This window comes from Amycolatopsis sp. NPDC001319 (assembly GCF_042896185.1).
GTDB lineage: Bacteria > Actinomycetota > Actinomycetes > Mycobacteriales > Pseudonocardiaceae > Amycolatopsis.
In genome coordinates, this window is the sequence record NZ_JBIAWY010000002.1 from 485,753 (window position 1) to 500,567 (window position 14,815).

General features: G+C 71.6%; 14 protein-coding genes. 12 read left to right on the top strand and 2 right to left on the bottom strand.

What is annotated here, in order from left to right:
• Positions 1–91 precede the first annotated feature (91 nt).
• The 6 genes from ACFY1H_RS07980 to pip are packed head-to-tail and all read left to right on the top strand — an operon-like array spanning position 92 to position 4,263.
• Positions 92–484, top strand: coding sequence for a hypothetical protein (locus tag ACFY1H_RS07980; protein WP_366576263.1), 393 nt, complete (start codon positions 92–94; stop codon positions 482–484).
• Complete coding sequence (locus tag ACFY1H_RS07985; RefSeq protein ID WP_386945407.1) at positions 481–1,098, top strand: DUF3558 domain-containing protein; 618 nt, start codon at positions 481–483, stop codon at positions 1,096–1,098. The genes ACFY1H_RS07980 and ACFY1H_RS07985 overlap by 4 nt, the downstream gene beginning before the upstream one ends.
• Positions 1,099–2,373, top strand: coding sequence for a WXG100 family type VII secretion target (locus tag ACFY1H_RS07990; protein ID WP_386945409.1), 1,275 nt, complete (start codon positions 1,099–1,101; stop codon positions 2,371–2,373).
• Positions 2,370–3,119: an ESX secretion-associated protein EspG gene (locus tag ACFY1H_RS07995; protein ID WP_386945411.1), complete on the top strand. Its 750-nt coding sequence runs from the start codon at positions 2,370–2,372 to the stop codon at positions 3,117–3,119. The genes ACFY1H_RS07990 and ACFY1H_RS07995 overlap by 4 nt, the downstream gene beginning before the upstream one ends.
• A 35-nt stretch (positions 3,120–3,154) precedes the next feature.
• A complete protein-coding gene (locus ACFY1H_RS08000; RefSeq protein WP_366576255.1) occupies positions 3,155–3,286 on the top strand; it encodes a hypothetical protein in 132 nt (43 codons plus the stop codon).
• A 35-nt stretch (positions 3,287–3,321) separates the two neighbouring features.
• A complete protein-coding gene (pip, locus tag ACFY1H_RS08005) occupies positions 3,322–4,263 on the top strand; it encodes a prolyl aminopeptidase (protein ID WP_386945413.1) in 942 nt (313 codons plus the stop codon).
• Between the two features lie 96 nt (positions 4,264–4,359).
• On the opposite strand, the gene ACFY1H_RS08010 is transcribed toward pip, so the two are convergent.
• Positions 4,360–5,559 carry a Glu/Leu/Phe/Val dehydrogenase dimerization domain-containing protein gene (locus ACFY1H_RS08010; protein WP_366576249.1) on the bottom strand — a complete coding sequence of 400 codons (1,200 nt, stop codon included), beginning with the start codon at positions 5,557–5,559 and terminating at the stop codon, positions 4,360–4,362.
• Between the two features lie 120 nt (positions 5,560–5,679).
• Here ACFY1H_RS08010 and ACFY1H_RS08015 point away from each other — a divergent pair, with 120 nt between their 5' ends.
• The 6 genes from ACFY1H_RS08015 (at position 5,680) to ACFY1H_RS08040 (ending at position 11,594) form a co-directional block, all read left to right on the top strand.
• Entirely contained in the window at positions 5,680–6,606 is a 927-nt protein-coding gene (locus tag ACFY1H_RS08015) for a LysR family transcriptional regulator (protein ID WP_285966861.1), read from the top strand.
• Between the two features lie 178 nt (positions 6,607–6,784).
• Positions 6,785–8,047: a glutamate-cysteine ligase family protein gene (locus tag ACFY1H_RS08020; protein WP_366576247.1), complete on the top strand. Its 1,263-nt coding sequence runs from the start codon at positions 6,785–6,787 to the stop codon at positions 8,045–8,047.
• Complete coding sequence (gene egtB / locus ACFY1H_RS08025; protein WP_386945416.1) at positions 8,044–9,393, top strand: ergothioneine biosynthesis protein EgtB; 1,350 nt, start codon at positions 8,044–8,046, stop codon at positions 9,391–9,393. Before ACFY1H_RS08020 ends, egtB begins: the two co-directional genes overlap by 4 nt.
• Before the next feature lie 5 nt (positions 9,394–9,398).
• Complete coding sequence (gene egtC, locus ACFY1H_RS08030) at positions 9,399–10,163, top strand: ergothioneine biosynthesis protein EgtC (protein WP_386945417.1); 765 nt, start codon at positions 9,399–9,401, stop codon at positions 10,161–10,163.
• The gene (gene egtD, locus ACFY1H_RS08035; RefSeq protein WP_386945418.1) at positions 10,160–11,131 is read left to right on the top strand and encodes an L-histidine N(alpha)-methyltransferase; all 972 of its coding nucleotides are present in this window, start codon (positions 10,160–10,162) and stop codon (positions 11,129–11,131) included. The genes egtC and egtD overlap by 4 nt, the downstream gene beginning before the upstream one ends.
• A complete protein-coding gene (locus tag ACFY1H_RS08040; protein WP_364048815.1) occupies positions 11,124–11,594 on the top strand; it encodes a nitroreductase family deazaflavin-dependent oxidoreductase in 471 nt (156 codons plus the stop codon). The genes egtD and ACFY1H_RS08040 overlap by 8 nt, the downstream gene beginning before the upstream one ends.
• 180 nt (positions 11,595–11,774) lie before the next feature.
• Here the strand turns inward: ACFY1H_RS08040 and acnA are convergent, their stop codons facing one another.
• The gene (gene acnA, locus ACFY1H_RS08045) at positions 11,775–14,585 is read right to left on the bottom strand and encodes an aconitate hydratase AcnA (protein ID WP_366576239.1); all 2,811 of its coding nucleotides are present in this window, start codon (positions 14,583–14,585) and stop codon (positions 11,775–11,777) included.
• Positions 14,586–14,815: the final 230 nt, after the last annotated feature.

A 14,815-nucleotide genomic window follows, 5' to 3' on the forward strand; every position in this document is an offset into this window, starting at 1 on the left:
CTCACCTCGGCCACGTTCTGCTGACACGGACGTGGCCGGTGGCTACGCTGTGCGCCATCACGGTGAGTGAGACTGGGGAGAGGAACGGGCCTTGATCATCGGCGAAGCGGGCCGTGCGGCCCAAACCGTCTTCGGCGACGTCTCGAGCCGCGGTCCGGTCTACGGCGGCGGGGGCGGTGGCGGTTCCTTCGAGATGGAGCCCGCCGAGCTGGACACCGTGATCGGGCTGTGGGAAGACCAGCTCACGAAGATCACGGCCGACGGCCGCAAGATCACGGAAATCGTCACGGCGCTGAAAGCTCCCGGCAAGGACCCCGCCAGCAGTGGTTACGCCACCACCGGTGGCGACTCGTTGCGCGCGCTGCAGGAGCAGAACGATTCGATGCGCCAGTACGTGCAGGGCTACCTTGAGAAGCTGAAAGCGGCGAAGGACAAGACCGTGGCGACCGACCGGGCGAACGCCGAGCTCGGCCAGGCACGATGAGGGCAACCGGCACGAGGGCGGCGTGCGCCGCGCTCGTGGTCGCCGCGGTGGCGGCCGGGTGTTCGGCACCCACCGCGGGTACGGCGGAGCCGGCCCCGGGCAGCGCCTCGGGTACTGCCCCCGACGCCCGTGCACCGAAGGTGGCGGATCCGCTCGATCCGGCCGCGTACCTGGCCAAACCGTGCGCGCTCGTGCCGGAGAGCGTGCTGGCCGGGCTGCGTTATCCGGCGCCGGGCGAAGCGACCGTGACCGGGCCGTTCGCCGAGGCGGGGCCCGGTTGTGGCTGGCAGATCGGTGCGGAAGGGCTCAGCGTCCAGATCATCATCGGCACGGGGAACCGTGACCAGGGGATGGGCGGCCTCGCCGGCGTCTACCGCGCCAAGGACGCGGGGCAACTCGGCTTCGTGGACCCCGCTCCCTCGGTGGCCGGTCACCCCGCGGTGTTCAGCGATCTCAGCGACCGCAGGGCGCGCGGCAACTGCACCCTGTGGGTGGGCCTCGCGGACGACCTCGCGTTCGCCACCGCGGCCCAGGGTTATCAGGGCGAGCAGGATTCGTGCCAGGTCGCGGAAACCGTGGCGGGCGCCGTCGTCGGCACACTCAAGGGGGCTTAGGTGGACGGCAAGCAGATCTACGAGAACTTCAGAACCGGCAACACCTCGGGGCTGCGGACCGCGGCCACGCAGGTGCAGGAGCTGTCGTCGGCGTACCTGGAGCGGGCGCAGAGCATCAAGGACCTCCAGGACCGCATGGCGAAGTCCTGGACGGGCAACGGCGCCGACGCCGCCAACGCGGGCGCGGGTCCGTTGGAGAAGGCGTTCGCGGACACCGCCGACCCGCTCGACATGACCAACGCGTCGGTGGAGATGCAGGCGAGCAGCTTCGAGGACTCGAGCCACGCCGTGGTCGAGGTGCCGCCGAAGCCGGACAAGCCGAGTCCGTGGACGACGGGGCTGAAGGCGGCGATCCCGATCGCGGGGCCGTTCATGGCGGCCCACGACCAGAACTCGTACCAGGACAAGCTGAACAAGTACAACGCCGCCAACGACACCAACGTGCGCGTGATGGACCAGTACAACGGCGTCACCACGAGCACGAAGTCGGTGCTGCCGACGCAGTACGGCACGCTGCAGTCCGACGGCGCGGCGATCCGGCTGTCCACCCCGCCGCCGCCGGGGCGCGTGAGCATCCCGGGGTCGCTCGGCAGCACGACGCCCGGCGGGACGACGGGCACCGGGACGGGCGGGCGCACCTCGGCCACCGGGTTCCACGGCACCGGCGATCAGGTGATCACGGGCGGCCACACCGGCACCGGTCACACCGGCGGCCCGGGTGGCACCGGGGGAACCGGCGATCCGGGCGGTACCGGTGGTACACACCACCCGACGGACACGACCACGACGCAGAGCAGTACCGGCGGCACGAACACGGTGGTCCCGCCGGGCACCTCGACTCTGCCGGACCCGACCGCCACCCGGGGCGGCACGGCGTTCCTGCCGAACGATCCCGGCCAGAGCCCGACGTCCGGCCCGACCGGCTTCATCGGCGGCGATTCCGGCGGCACCCCGGGCCGGGGTGCGTCCGGCGGCCGGTTCGGCGGCGGGACCGGCAGCGAAGGCGGTGCGGCGGAAGGCCGGGCACTGCGGGGCGGTGCCGGCACGCGGTCGGGCGTCGGTGGCCTGAACGCCGTCGCGGCCGAAGAAGCGGCCGCCGCTCGTGGTGCTTCGGCGAGCCGCGGAACGGCGATGGGACCCGCGGGTGCCGCCGGCCGCCGCGGGGAAGAGGAGGAGGACGCCGAGCACCGCCGGCCCGACTTCCTCGTCGAGCCCGATCCCGACGCCCTCTTCGGCACCGACCAGCGGACGATCCCGCCGGTCATCGGCGAGTGACGGCCGTGGCCGGACGGGTCGACGTGCCGCTGGAGGCACTCGCGGCGCTCGCCGAACGCGAGCAGGTCGGCTCGTTGCACGTGACGCTGCGCCCCGAACCGGTGTGGCTGTCGGACCTCGAACGCGAGGAGGCCGCCAAACGGGTCGACGACGCGCTCGCCGTGGCGGGCCTCGTCGACCGGCGCGGGCGCGCCACCGTCGACTTCCTCGACTGGCTGCCGCTGCTGTCGCGGCCGGCGGAGGAGTACTACGGCTGGGTCGCCACGGGCGGGCGCACCTACGGTGTGCTCGTCGCCGCGAGCGGGCTGCAGGCAGTGCTCGCCGTGTCCGACGGCGAGCACGTGGGCGTGCAGGAGATCGACCGGCAGCGGCTGGTCGAGACCCTTGTCGAGCAGCTGCCGGCCGTCGGTGCCGGTGGCGGCGTCCCTCGGTCGGTCCGCGTCTCCGACCTCGCCGACGCCGCGCGCCGCGGCGAGGACGCCTACCCGCTGGAGCCCGAGCTGGCCGACGTCGTCGGCCTCGTGCAGCGCCCGGTCCACGGCAGCGGCGAGCTTTACGCGGCCCGCCGCGACGAGGTCGGCCGCCGCCTGTGCGTGGCGGAACCCCTGCACTACGCCGACACCGACTGGGGCCGCTACCTCAGCCACACCGCCGGCACCGGCGCGGACGCCGTGATCCGCCTCGGCCCCGCCACTCCCGCGGAGTTGTGTAGCGCGCTGCGGGAGCTGGCCGCGGATCTGCTCTGACTCGCCGGAACGCTTCGTCGAGGAAAGGAGGTGCCGTGCCTGGACTGCACCCCGAGATCAGCCCGTACCGCACCGGCATGCTGGACGTCGGTGTGATCCGCCTCGGCCCCGCCACCCCCGCTCAGCTGTGTCGCGCGCTGCGGGAGCCGGCCGCGAATCTGCTCTGACTCGCCGGAACGCTTCGTCGAGGAAAGGAGGTGCCGTGCCTGGACTGCACCCCGAGATCAGCCCGTACCGCACCGGCATGCTGGACGTCGGCGACGGCCATTCCGTGTACTGGGAGGAGTGCGGCAACCCCGCCGGGAAGCCCGCCCTCGTCGTGCACGGCGGTCCCGGCAGTGGCTGCCTGCCGGCGCACCGGCGGTACTTCGACCCGGCTCGCTACCGCGTGGTGCTGTTCGACCAGCGCGGCTGCGGGCGCAGCACGCCGCACGCGGGCGAGCCCGTCGCCGACCTGTCGGCCAACACCACCCCGCACCTGCTCGCGGACATGGAACTGCTGCGGACCACGCTCGGCATCGACGCCTGGCTGCTGTTCGGCGGGTCCTGGGGTTCGGCGCTCTCGCTGCTCTACGCCGAGCGGCACCCGGAGCGCGTCAGCGAGCTCGTGCTCCTCGGCCTGGCCACCGACCGGCAGGCCGAGCTGGACCTGCTCACGCGCGGGCTCGGCGCGGTGTTCCCGGCGGCGTACGCGAAGTTCCGCGACGGCGTGCCGGCGGCCGAGCGCGACGGTGACCTCGCCCGGGCCTACCACCGGTTGCTGATGGATCCCGACCCCGCCGTCCACGAAGCCGCCGCCCGCCGCTGGTGTGAGTGGGAGGACGCGATGCTCTCGATCGAACCGGCGGCGTCGCGGTTCACCGATCCCGCGTACCGGCTGGCGTTCGCGCGGCTCGTCACGCACTACTTCGCCAACGGCTGCTTCAGCGAGGACGGCGCGATCCTGCGCGACGCCCACCGGCTCGCCGGGATCCCGGCGACACTGGTCCAGGGCGCGCTCGACCTCGGCAACCTGGTCGGCACGCCGTGGCTGCTGGAACGGGCGCTGCCGGGTGCGCAGCTGCTGCTCGTCGGCGACTCCGGGCACACGACGGCCACCGGCTCGATCGGCGAGGTCCTCGTCGGCGTGCTCGACCGGGCCTGAGCCTCCGGAAACCGTGTGACACGGCGAAGTCCCGCGCGGTGCCCCGCCCCGTCTCGGGACACCGCGCGACCCCCGGCCCTGCGGGCTTCCGGCCGGTTACGGGATGAGCAGGGCAGGCGCACCCTCGTTCGCCTGCGCCTCCGCCGCCCGGGCGGCGCGAGTGGTCTCGGCCAGCTGCAGGCCGGTCACCCGCGGCGGCACGCGGTCGAGGTTCCACTCCGCGAGCAGCAGCGCCACCTTCGCCTGCATTTCCGTGCGCAGCCGCAGGAACGAGTCCGCCGGGTCGGCGCCCACCTCGCCGAGCAGCAGCCACCACGCCCACGCGGCGGCACCCGCGTTCGCGACGAAGTCCGGGATCACCGCGACCCCCCGAGCGGACAGCGACGCCTCGGCCTCGGGTGTCGTCGCCGCGTTCGCGGCCTCTACCACGACCTTGGCCTTCACGAGGTTCTCGTTGTCCACGCGCAGCGCGTAGGAGATCGCGGCCGGCACGAGGATGTCGGCGTCGGTCGCCACGACCGCCTCGCGCGGCAGCGTGCGGACGCCCTCGGGCAGCCGGGAGCGGTCCACCTCGCCGAAGCGGTCGCGCAGGTCGAGCAGCGCCGGCACGTCGAGGCCCTCGGGGTCGTAGAGCGTGCCCGCCGCGTCGGCCACGGCGACGACCTTCACGCCGGCTTCGTGCAGGTACCACGCGGCGCCGCCGCCCATGGTGCCGATGCCCTGGATCGCGACGGTCGTCTCCGCCGCGTCCCAACCCCACGCCGAGGCGGCGCCCAGGCAGGCCTGCGCCACGCCGTAGCCGCCGATCACGTCGCCCAGCAGCAGCCCGCCGGGCACCGGCGCGTTGAGCCCGGCCTGCACCCGCCGCAGCGTGCGCTCGGGATCGGCCGAACGGTGGATCGCGGCGTGGTACGACTGCTCCAGCCCGAGCTTCTCGAAGACGGAGTCGATGAGGTGCTGCGGCACGCCCAGGTCCTCGGCGGTCACCCAGCTGGCGTCGAGCCACGGCCGCAGGAACTCGCAGAACCGCGTGAGCACGCCGAAGGCCTGGGGGTCCTTGGGGTCGAAGTCGATGCCGCCCTTGGCACCGCCGACGGGGAGGTTGAACGTGGCCGTCTTGTTCGCCATCCCGCGGGCGAGGTCCTCGACCTCGCCCATGGTGCAGCCCGCCCGCATCCGCGTGCCGCCCGTGGCGACGCCGGACACCAGGCTGTGCACGACCAGGTAACCGTGCGCGCCGGTGACGGGGTCGGTCCACGTCAGCCTCATCAACGGTTCGGCGTTCTGCGGAAGCATCGGGCCACTCACCTCCAAGAGTCAGGAGCGGCCCTCGTCGGCCGCCGCTTTCGAGGGTGCGGTCGAGACCGCCTTCGCGTCCAGTTAACGAAGCTGCACGAAGTTGTTTAGGGTTCCTGTATGGAGCTTTCGTTGCACCGCCTGCGGATGCTCCGGGAGCTGCGGCGCCGGGGGACGGTGACAGCTGCCGCGGTGTCGCTGCACTACACGGCTTCGGCCGTGTCGCAGCAGCTGGCGCAGCTCGAACGGGACGTGGGCGCGAAGTTGTTCGAACGGCTCGGCCGGCGCGTGCAGCTGACCGAGCTCGGCGTGCTGCTGACCGAGCACGCCGAGGAGATCCTGGGCTCGGTCGAGCGAGCCACGCTCGCCCTCGAGGAGGCGCAGGGCTCGATGTCCGCGCGCCTGACCGCGGGGGTGTGGGCGTCGGTGGCCTCCGGGCTGCTGCCTTCGGCGCTGACCGCGCTGGCCGCCGAGTACCCGGGGATCCAGCTGAAGACGCGTGAGCTGGCCCCCGAGGACACCGCGGAGGCGGTGCGCGACGGCACGCTCGACCTGTCGTTCGTCATCGACTACTCCGACGCGCCGACGCGGTGGGACAACGGGCTGGAGCGCGCGGTGGTGGCCATCGAACGGCTGCACGCGGCCGTGCCCGCCGGTGCGTTCCCCGCCGGTTCGGTGTCGCTCGACGAGCTGGCCGAGCACCCGTGGATCCTCGCGAGCCCGAAGTCGCACTTCGGCCGGGCGATGCGGATGGCGTGCCACCGCCACGGGTTCTCGCCGAAGATCAACCACGAGGTCGAAGAGCAGTCCACGGCCATGGCCATGGTGGGCGCCGGCCTCGGGGTCACGCTCGTGTCGGACCTCGGGCTGCGGCTGTTGCGGCCGCCCGGCATCGACGTGGTCACGTTGACGACGCCGCTGCTGCGCACGGTGTCGATCGCCTACCGGCGCACGGAGATCCGGCGCCCGGCTTTGCACCTCGTGATCGGAGCCGTGCAGTCCGCCGCCGCGGAGCTCGGTTTGGGCACCGAACCTGCCCTGCCGTGATCATCCGGACGGAGCAACGTGCGGGAACTTCAGGACAAACACCCAGGTCAGGAGACCTTACGAGAGTGTTGTGAATCTCGCGCGCGCTCGCGTGCACCTGATTTTGTCAGACCCTCCGTGTAGCGTCCGAAGACGAGAGGTCCCACCCCGCGGACCTCCTTGACTCGGACGGCGAACGATGACTGCGGTGCACGATTTTCCGGAGAAGTCCGGAAGTGCGTCGAACCTCACCGCGCGGGTGCTTTCGGACCGCGCGGCCGGGGAGGCGTACGTCGCCTCGGTGTGTTTCAAGCACGGCCCACCGAGACTGCTGGGCGTGGAACTCGAGTTCACGGTGCACCACGCCGAGGACCCGGCCCGCCCCCTCGACCCCGATGTCCTGGCCACGGCGCTCGGCCCGCACACCCCGCGGACACTGCGCCCCGACAGTCCGGCCACCCCGCTTCCGGCAGGCTCTCCCGTGAGCCTCGAGCCCGGGTGCCAGGTGGAGATCTCCGCTCTTCCTCAGGCCTCGCTGCCCGATCTGCACGCAGCCGTCTCGGCCGACCTCTCCCACCTCGTCAGCCTGCTGGCCCGGCACGGACTCGTGCTCGGCGAGTCGGGCATCGACGCCCACCGCCCGCCCCGGCGCGCCCTGCGCACTCCTCGCTACGCCGCGATGGAGCGCCGGTTCGAGCCGATCGGTGAAGGCGGGATCACCATGATGTGCAGCACCGCCGGGCTGCAGATCTGCGTGGACACAGGAGAAGCCGACCAGGTCGCCGCGCGCTGGGAGGCGGCCCACGTGATGGGGCCGCCGCTGCTCGCCGCGTTCGCCAACTCCCGGGTGCACGCCGGCCGCGACACCGGCCTCGAGTCCGCGCGCTGGCTCGCGGTGCTCGAGACCGAACCGGTCCGGACCCGTTCGGCCGAGCCCGGTCCAGACCCTGCCGCCGACTGGGGGCGGCGGATGATGGACACGCCGTTGATGGTGCTGCCCCGCGGCGAGCGGCCGTGGGACGCGCCGGACGGGCTCACGTTCGCCGACTGGATCGACGGCCGCGGTGCGGCCGGGGTGCTGCGCCGTCCGACGGCGGAGGACCTCGACTACCACCTCACCACGATGTTCACCCCGGTGCGGCCCCACGGGTACCTGGAGATCCGGTACCTCGACGCCCAGCCACCCGGCGAGTGGCTGGCGCCGGTCGCCGTCGTCTCGGCCCTGCTCGCCCGTCCGTCCACAGTGGACGAGGTGCGCCGCTTGTGCGCGCCCGTGGCGGGCCGCTGGGTCGAGGCCGCGACGCGGGGCCTGGGCGACGAGGCCATCGCCGCCGTCGCGCGCAAGCTCGTGGAGCTCGGCATCGCCGAGCTGCCGACCACGGGCCTGCCGGCCGGAACCATCACTGAGATCACCGAGAGCGTGCGCACACGCGTGAACGGATCGAGGAGTCAGGAGCGATGAGCGTTACCCCGGAGCACAACCCGCTGCTGGAGCTGAGCCCGCAGAACCTGCGGGCCCACGCGGCCGAGGCCCTCACCCGGGCGCGGGCGCGCAGCGTCGTCCTCACCGACGCCGTCGACGACGAGGATCTGGTCCGCCAGCACTCGAAGCTGATGTCGCCGCTGGTCTGGGACCTCGCGCACATCGGCAGCCAGGAAGAGCTGTGGCTGGTCCGCGACGTGGGCGGGCGCGAGCCGCTGCGCCCGGACATCGACGACCTCTACGACGCGTTCCAGCACGCGCGCGCCGACCGGCCGGCCCTGCCGCTGCTCGGCCCGGCCGAGGCCCGCGCGTACGTGCGCGAGGTCCGAGAGAAGGCGTTCGACGTGCTGGAGACCGCGCCGCTGGAGGGCAGCCGGCTCACCGAGAGCGCGTTCGCGTTCGGCATGATCACCCAGCACGAGCAGCAGCACGACGAGACGATGCTGGCCACCCACCAGCTGCGCAAGGGCGAGCCGGTGCTGCACGCGCCGGAGCCGCCGGCCGCGCGGGCGGGCCGGCTGCCCGCCGAGGTCTTCGTGCCGGCCGGCCGCTTCACCATGGGGACCACGGCCGAGCCGTGGGCGCTGGACAACGAGCGCCCGGCGCACGAGATCGACGTGCCGGCGTACTTCCTCGACACCGGCGCGGTCACGTGTGGGGCCTACGTCGAGTTCCTCGAGTCCGGGGGCTACGACGAGCGGCGGTTCTGGAGCGAGCCCGGCTGGGCCTACCGGCAGGACCACGACATCACGGCGCCGCGGTTCTGGCACCGCGAGCCGGGTGGCTGGTGGCGCACGCGGTTCAGCGTCCACGAGCCGGTGCCGGTGAACGAGCCCGTGGTGCACGTGTCGTACTACGAGGCCGAGGCGTACGCCGCGTGGGCGGGCAAGCGGCTGCCCACCGAGGCGGAGTGGGAGAAGGCCGCGCGCCACGACCCGGAGACGGGCCGGTCGCGGCGTTTTCCCTGGGGCGACGAGGAACCGACGGCCGAGCACGCCAACCTCGGCCAGCGCCACCTGCGCGCGGCCGAGGCCGGCGCGTATCCGGCCGGGGCGTCGCCGCTCGGTGTGCACCAGCTGATCGGTGACGTGTGGGAGTGGACCAGCACCGACTTCCACGGCTACCCGGGCTTCGCGTCCTTCCCGTACCGCGAGTACTCCGAGGTGTTCTTCGGCCCGGAGTACAAGGTGCTGCGCGGGGGTTCGTTCGGCACCGACTCGGCGGCGATCCGCGGCACGTTCCGCAACTGGGACTACCCGATCCGGCGGCAGATCTTCTCCGGCTTCCGCTGCGCCCGTGACCCCCGGCCCGGCGAGGTGAGCTGAGCGGCATGTGCCGGCACCTCGCGTACCTCGGCGCGCCCGTCTCGCCCGTCGAGCTCGTGTTCGCGGCGCCCCACGCGCTGCTCGTGCAGTCCTACGCGCCGCAGGACATGCGCGGCGGCGGCTCGGTCAACGCCGACGGCTTCGGCCTCGGCTGGTACCCCGAGCCCGGTGGTGCGCCGCAGCGCTACCGGCGTGCGTCTCCACTGTGGACGGACCAGACGCTGCCCGCGCTGGCCGCCGCGGTCTCGACCACGGCGTTCGTCGCCGCGGTCCGCAACGGCACCACCGGGATGCCGGTGACCGAGGCGGCTGCGGCGCCGTTCACCGACGGGCGGTGGCTGTTCAGCCACAACGGCGTGGTCCGCGGCTGGCCTGGTTCGATGGCCGGGCTGGCGAAGTCGCTCGACGTGACCGAACTGCTCACGCTCGAGGCGCCCACCGACGCGGCGCTGCTGTGGGCGCTGCTGCGCGCCCGGCTCCGCGACGGAGCCGACCCGCTGGCCGCGGTCACCGACCTGATCGCCGAGGTCGAGGCCGCGGCTCCGGGTTCGCGGCTGAACTTCCTGCTGACCGACGGCACCACGCTGATCGGCACCACGTGGACGCATGCGCTGTCGGTGCGGTCCGTGGCCGGCGGTGTGGTGCTGGCGTCGGAGCCGTGTGACCCGGACCCGGCCTGGACCCCCGTTCCCGACCACCACGCCGTGCGCGTCACCGAGGCCGGCGTCGAACTGCTTCCCCTGACCCTGGATCGGAGCACCACCTCATGACGGATGTGGATCTCGAAAGCCATCGCCGCGACGTCGCGGGCGAGCTTCGCGCGGACGTGCGAGCGGGCCTGACGGCGGAGCAGAAGTGGTTGCCGCCCAAATGGTTCTACGACGCCGAGGGCAGCGAGCTGTTCGAGAAGATCACCGAGCTGCCCGAGTATTACCCGACCCGCAGCGAGCGTGAGGTGCTCGCCGCGCGGGCTGGTGACGTTGCGCGGCTCACCGACGCGCACACGCTCGTCGAGCTCGGGTCCGGGTCGAGCGAGAAGACGCGGCTGCTGCTCGACGCGCTGACCGAGCACGGCACGCTCGAGTCGTTCGTGCCCCTCGACGTGTCGGAGTCGGCGCTGGCCGAGGCCGCCGAGGCGATCGCGGCGGACTACCCGAAGCTGGAGGTGCGCGGTGTCGTCGGCGACTTCACCCAGCACCTGAACCTGCTGCCGGGCACCTCGCCGCGCGTGGTGGCGTTCCTCGGCGGGACGATCGGCAACTTCCTGCCCGCCGAACGCGCCACGTTCCTGCGGTCGGTGCGCGACGTGCTCGACGAGGGCGAGTGGTTGCTGCTGGGCACGGACCTGGTGAAGGACCGCGAGACGCTGGAGCGCGCCTACGACGACGCGGCCGGGGTCACCGCCGCCTTCAACAGCAACGTGCTGCGGGTGATCAATTCTCAGCTGGGGGCGAACTTCGACCTCGACACCTTCGAGCACGTCTCGTACTGGAACGCCGAGGACGAGTGGATCGAGATGTGGCTGCGGGCCCGGCGCGAGGTCACCGTCGACATCCCGGGCGCCGACCTGCAGGTGCGCTTCGCGGCGGGCGAGCACATCCGCACGGAGATCTCCGCGAAGTTCCGCCGTACCGGCGTCGAGGCGGAGCTGGCCGCCGCCGGGTTCGCCGTCGAGCGCTGGTGGACGGACTCCCAGGAGCGGTTCGGGGTGAGTTTGGCAAGATCTGTGCGTGCGTAACCCCCTCGAGCCCTTCGCTCGCAAGCTCGGTACCCGGCCCTTCGTGATGACGCTCTCGCGCGGCATCATCTGGACCGACCAGAAGCTGCACCGCTTCTTCGGCGGGCGGGTGAGCCTCGTCGGCATCGCGGGCCTGCCGTCCCTGCGGCTGACCACGACCGGGCGCAAGAGCGGGCTGCCCCGCAGCACGAACCTGCTGTACTTCCCGCACGGCGACGACTTCGTGCTCACCGGGTCGAACTGGGGCCGGCCGAACAACCCGGCCTGGACCTACAACCTGCGCGCGGATCCCAAAGCGACAGTCGGGATCCGCGCGCGGGTCGTGGAAGTCAAGGCCCGCGAGCTCGAAGGCGCCGAGTACGACCGGATGTGGTCCGAGCTGCTCGCGTTCTGGCCGGGCTACGAGATGGAACGCGTCGCGGCCGGGCGGCCGCTGCCGGTGTTCGTGCTGTCGCGGCGCTAGCGAAGGCGGTGCTCACCAAGACGGAGTAGGTGGTGTCGCGCCCTGCCGACGGAATCGTCGGTGACGAGGGCGTGCTGGGAAGCCGCGCAGGTTTGACGCACGAACGGCGAAGGCCGCCCCGGGGGAGTCCCGGAGCGGCCTTCGCGTGTGTTCCGACCAGACTGGTCAGGCAGTGCTAGATCAGGCGTTGGTCATCTTGCGCAGCACGTACTGCAGGATGCCGCCGTTGCGGTAGTAGTCGGCCTCGCCCGGGGTGTCGATGCGGACGTCGGCTTCGAACTCCACCTTGGTGCCGTCTTCCTTGGTGGCGGTGACGTGCACCGTGCGCGGGGTCTCCCCGTCGTTCAGCTTGGTGATGCCGGAGATGTCGAAGGTCTCCGTGCCGTCCAGCTTCAGCGACGCGGCCGACTCGCCGGCCGGGAACTGCAGCGGGATGACGCCCATGCCGATGAGGTTCGAGCGGTGGATGCGCTCGAACGACTCCGTGATCACCGCGCGCACGCCCAGCAGCGAGGTGCCCTTGGCCGCCCAGTCACGCGACGAGCCCGAGCCGTACTCCTTGCCGCCCAGCACGACCAGCGGGGTGCCCTGCGCCGCGTAGTTCTGCGCAGCGTCGTAGATGAACGCCTGCGGGGCGCCGTCCTGGGTGAAGTCACGGGTGTAGCCGCCCTGCACGTCGTCCAGCAGCTGGTTGCGCAGCCGGATGTTCGCGAAGGTGCCGCGGATCATGACCTCGTGGTTGCCGCGGCGCGAGCCGTAGGAGTTGAAGTCCTTGCGATCGATGCCGTGCTCGGTGAGGTACTTGCCGGCCGGGGTGTCGGCCTTGATCGCACCGGCGGGGGAGATGTGGTCGGTCGTGACCGAGTCGCCCAGCTTCGCCAGCACGCGCGCGCCGGAGATGTCGGTGACCGGCGCCGGCTCGGCCTGCATGCCCTCGAAGTACGGGGGCTTGCGGACGTAGGTGGACTCGGAGTCCCACTCGAAGGTCTTGCCCTCGGGCGTGGGCAGCGCCTTCCAGCGCTCGCCACCGTCGAAGACGTCGGCGTAGTCCTTGGTGAACATCTCCTGGGTGATCGAGGAGTCGATGGTCTCCTGGATCTCCTGCGGCGTCGGCCAGATGTCCTTCAGGAAGACGTCGTTGCCGTCGGTGTCCTGGCCCAGCGGCTGGCGCTCGAAGTCGAAGTCCATCGTGCCGGCGAGCGCGTAGGCGATGACCAGCGGCGGCGACGCGAGGTAGTTCATCTTCACGTCGGGGTTGATGCGGCCTTCGAAGTTCCGGTTGCCCGAGAGCACCGAGACGGCGGTGAGGTCGTTCTCCTGGATCGCGGCCGAGATCTCGTCCGACAGCGGGCCGGAGTTGCCGATGCAGGTGGTGCAGCCGTAGCCGACCAGGTGGTAGCCCAGCTTCTCCAGGTACGGCCACAGGCCGGCCTTGTTGTAGTAGTCGGTCACGACCTGCGAGCCCGGCGCCATCGACGTCTTGACCCACGGCTTGACCGTGAGGCCCTTGTCCACCGCGTTGCGGGCGAGCAGTGCCGCGCCCAGCATCACGGACGGGTTCGAGGTGTTGGTGCACGAGGTGATCGAGGCGATCACCACGGCGCCGTGGTCGAGCACGAACTCGCCGCGCTCGTCCGACTTCACCGTGACCGGCTTGGACGGGCGGCCCGACGCGCCGTTGGCGGCCGAGGCCACCGGCACGGCGTCCTCGTCGGCGAACGACAGCGAAGCCGGGTCGCTCGCGGGGAAGGTCTCCTCGATGGTCTCGTCGACCTTGGTGTGCGGCGCCGGGTGCTGCTCCTCCACGTAGTCGTGCACCGACTTGCGGAACGACTCCTTGGCGTCGGACAGCTCGATGCGGTCCTGCGGGCGCTTCGGGCCGGCGATCGACGGGACGACCGTGGAGAGGTCCAGCTCGATGTACTCGGAGTAGACCGGCTCGTGGGATGCGTCGTGCCAGAGGCCCTGCTCCTTGGCGTAGGCCTCGACGAGCGCGACCTGCTCGGCCGAGCGGCCGGTGAGCTTGAGGTAGCGCATGGTCTCGTCGTCGATCGGGAAGATCGCCGCGGTGGAGCCGAACTCGGGGCTCATGTTGCCGATGGTGGCGCGGTTGGCCAGCGGCACCGAGGCGACGCCGTCGCCGTAGAACTCGACGAACTTGCTGACCACACCGTGCTTGCGCAGCATCTCGGTGATGGTGAGCACCACGTCGGTGGCGGTCACGCCGGTCGGGATCTCGCCGGTCAGCTTGAAGCCGACCACGCGCGGGATGAGCATCGACACCGGCTGGCCCAGCATGGCGGCCTCGGCCTCGATGCCGCCGACGCCCCAGCCCAGCACGCCCAGGCCGTTGACCATCGTGGTGTGCGAGTCGGTGCCGACGCAGGAGTCGGGGTAGGCCTGGCCGTTGCGGGCCATGACCGTGCGCGCGAGGTGCTCGATGTTGACCTGGTGCACGATGCCGGTGCCCGGCGGGACGACCTTGAACTCGTCGAAGGCGCCCTGGCCCCAGCGCAGGAACTGGTAGCGCTCGCGGTTGCGCTCGTACTCGATCTCGACGTTGCGCTCGAACGCGTCGGCGCGGCCGAACACGTCGATGATCACGGAGTGGTCGATGACCAGCTCGGCCGGCGCCAGCGGGTTCACCTTGTCGGGGTCGCCGCCGAGGTCGGTGACGGCCTCGCGCATGGTGGCGAGGTCCACGACGCAAGGAACGCCGGTGAAGTCCTGCATGATCACGCGCGCGGGCGTGAACTGGATCTCGATGGACGGGTCGGCGCTGGGGTCCCAGCTGCCGAGCGCGCGGATGTGGTCGGCGGTGATGTTCGCGCCGTCCTCGGTGCGCAGCAGGTTCTCGAGCAGGATCTTCAGGCTGTACGGCAGGCGCTCGGCGCCCTCGACCTTGTTCAGGCGGAAGACCTCGTACGAGTTGTCTCCGACCTTCAGCGTGTCTTTGGCGCCGAAGCTGTCCTTGCTGGCAGGTGCAGTCACGTCTAACTCCAGTGGCGGGGACCCGCGCCGTCGCGGGTGCGGGCCCCGGGTCAGTTCGGTGTGTGTTTCGCGGTCCTCGGGAAGACCGCGACCGAGTCTTGCGCACCCCCACCGTAGGACCGGAATCGGGATGGCACACCTCGTCCGTCGCCCCAAACAGTACGCGTGTCCTGTATTCACTTCAAGACGACACGCGGAGTGAGCTGGGCCATTCGGACACGCCGAACATC

Coding starts and splice junctions, on each gene's coding strand:
- egtB (WP_386945416.1), top strand. CDS start 8,044: ATGAGCGTTACCCCGGAGCACAACCCGCTGCTGGAGCTGAGCCCGCAG.
- ACFY1H_RS08015 (WP_285966861.1), top strand. CDS start 5,680: ATGGAGCTTTCGTTGCACCGCCTGCGGATGCTCCGGGAGCTGCGGCGC.
- egtC (WP_386945417.1), top strand. CDS start 9,399: ATGTGCCGGCACCTCGCGTACCTCGGCGCGCCCGTCTCGCCCGTCGAG.
- egtD (WP_386945418.1), top strand. CDS start 10,160: ATGACGGATGTGGATCTCGAAAGCCATCGCCGCGACGTCGCGGGCGAG.
- ACFY1H_RS08010 (WP_366576249.1), bottom strand. CDS start 5,559: ATGCTTCCGCAGAACGCCGAACCGTTGATGAGGCTGACGTGGACCGAC.
- ACFY1H_RS08020 (WP_366576247.1), top strand. CDS start 6,785: ATGACTGCGGTGCACGATTTTCCGGAGAAGTCCGGAAGTGCGTCGAAC.
- ACFY1H_RS07985 (WP_386945407.1), top strand. CDS start 481: ATGAGGGCAACCGGCACGAGGGCGGCGTGCGCCGCGCTCGTGGTCGCC.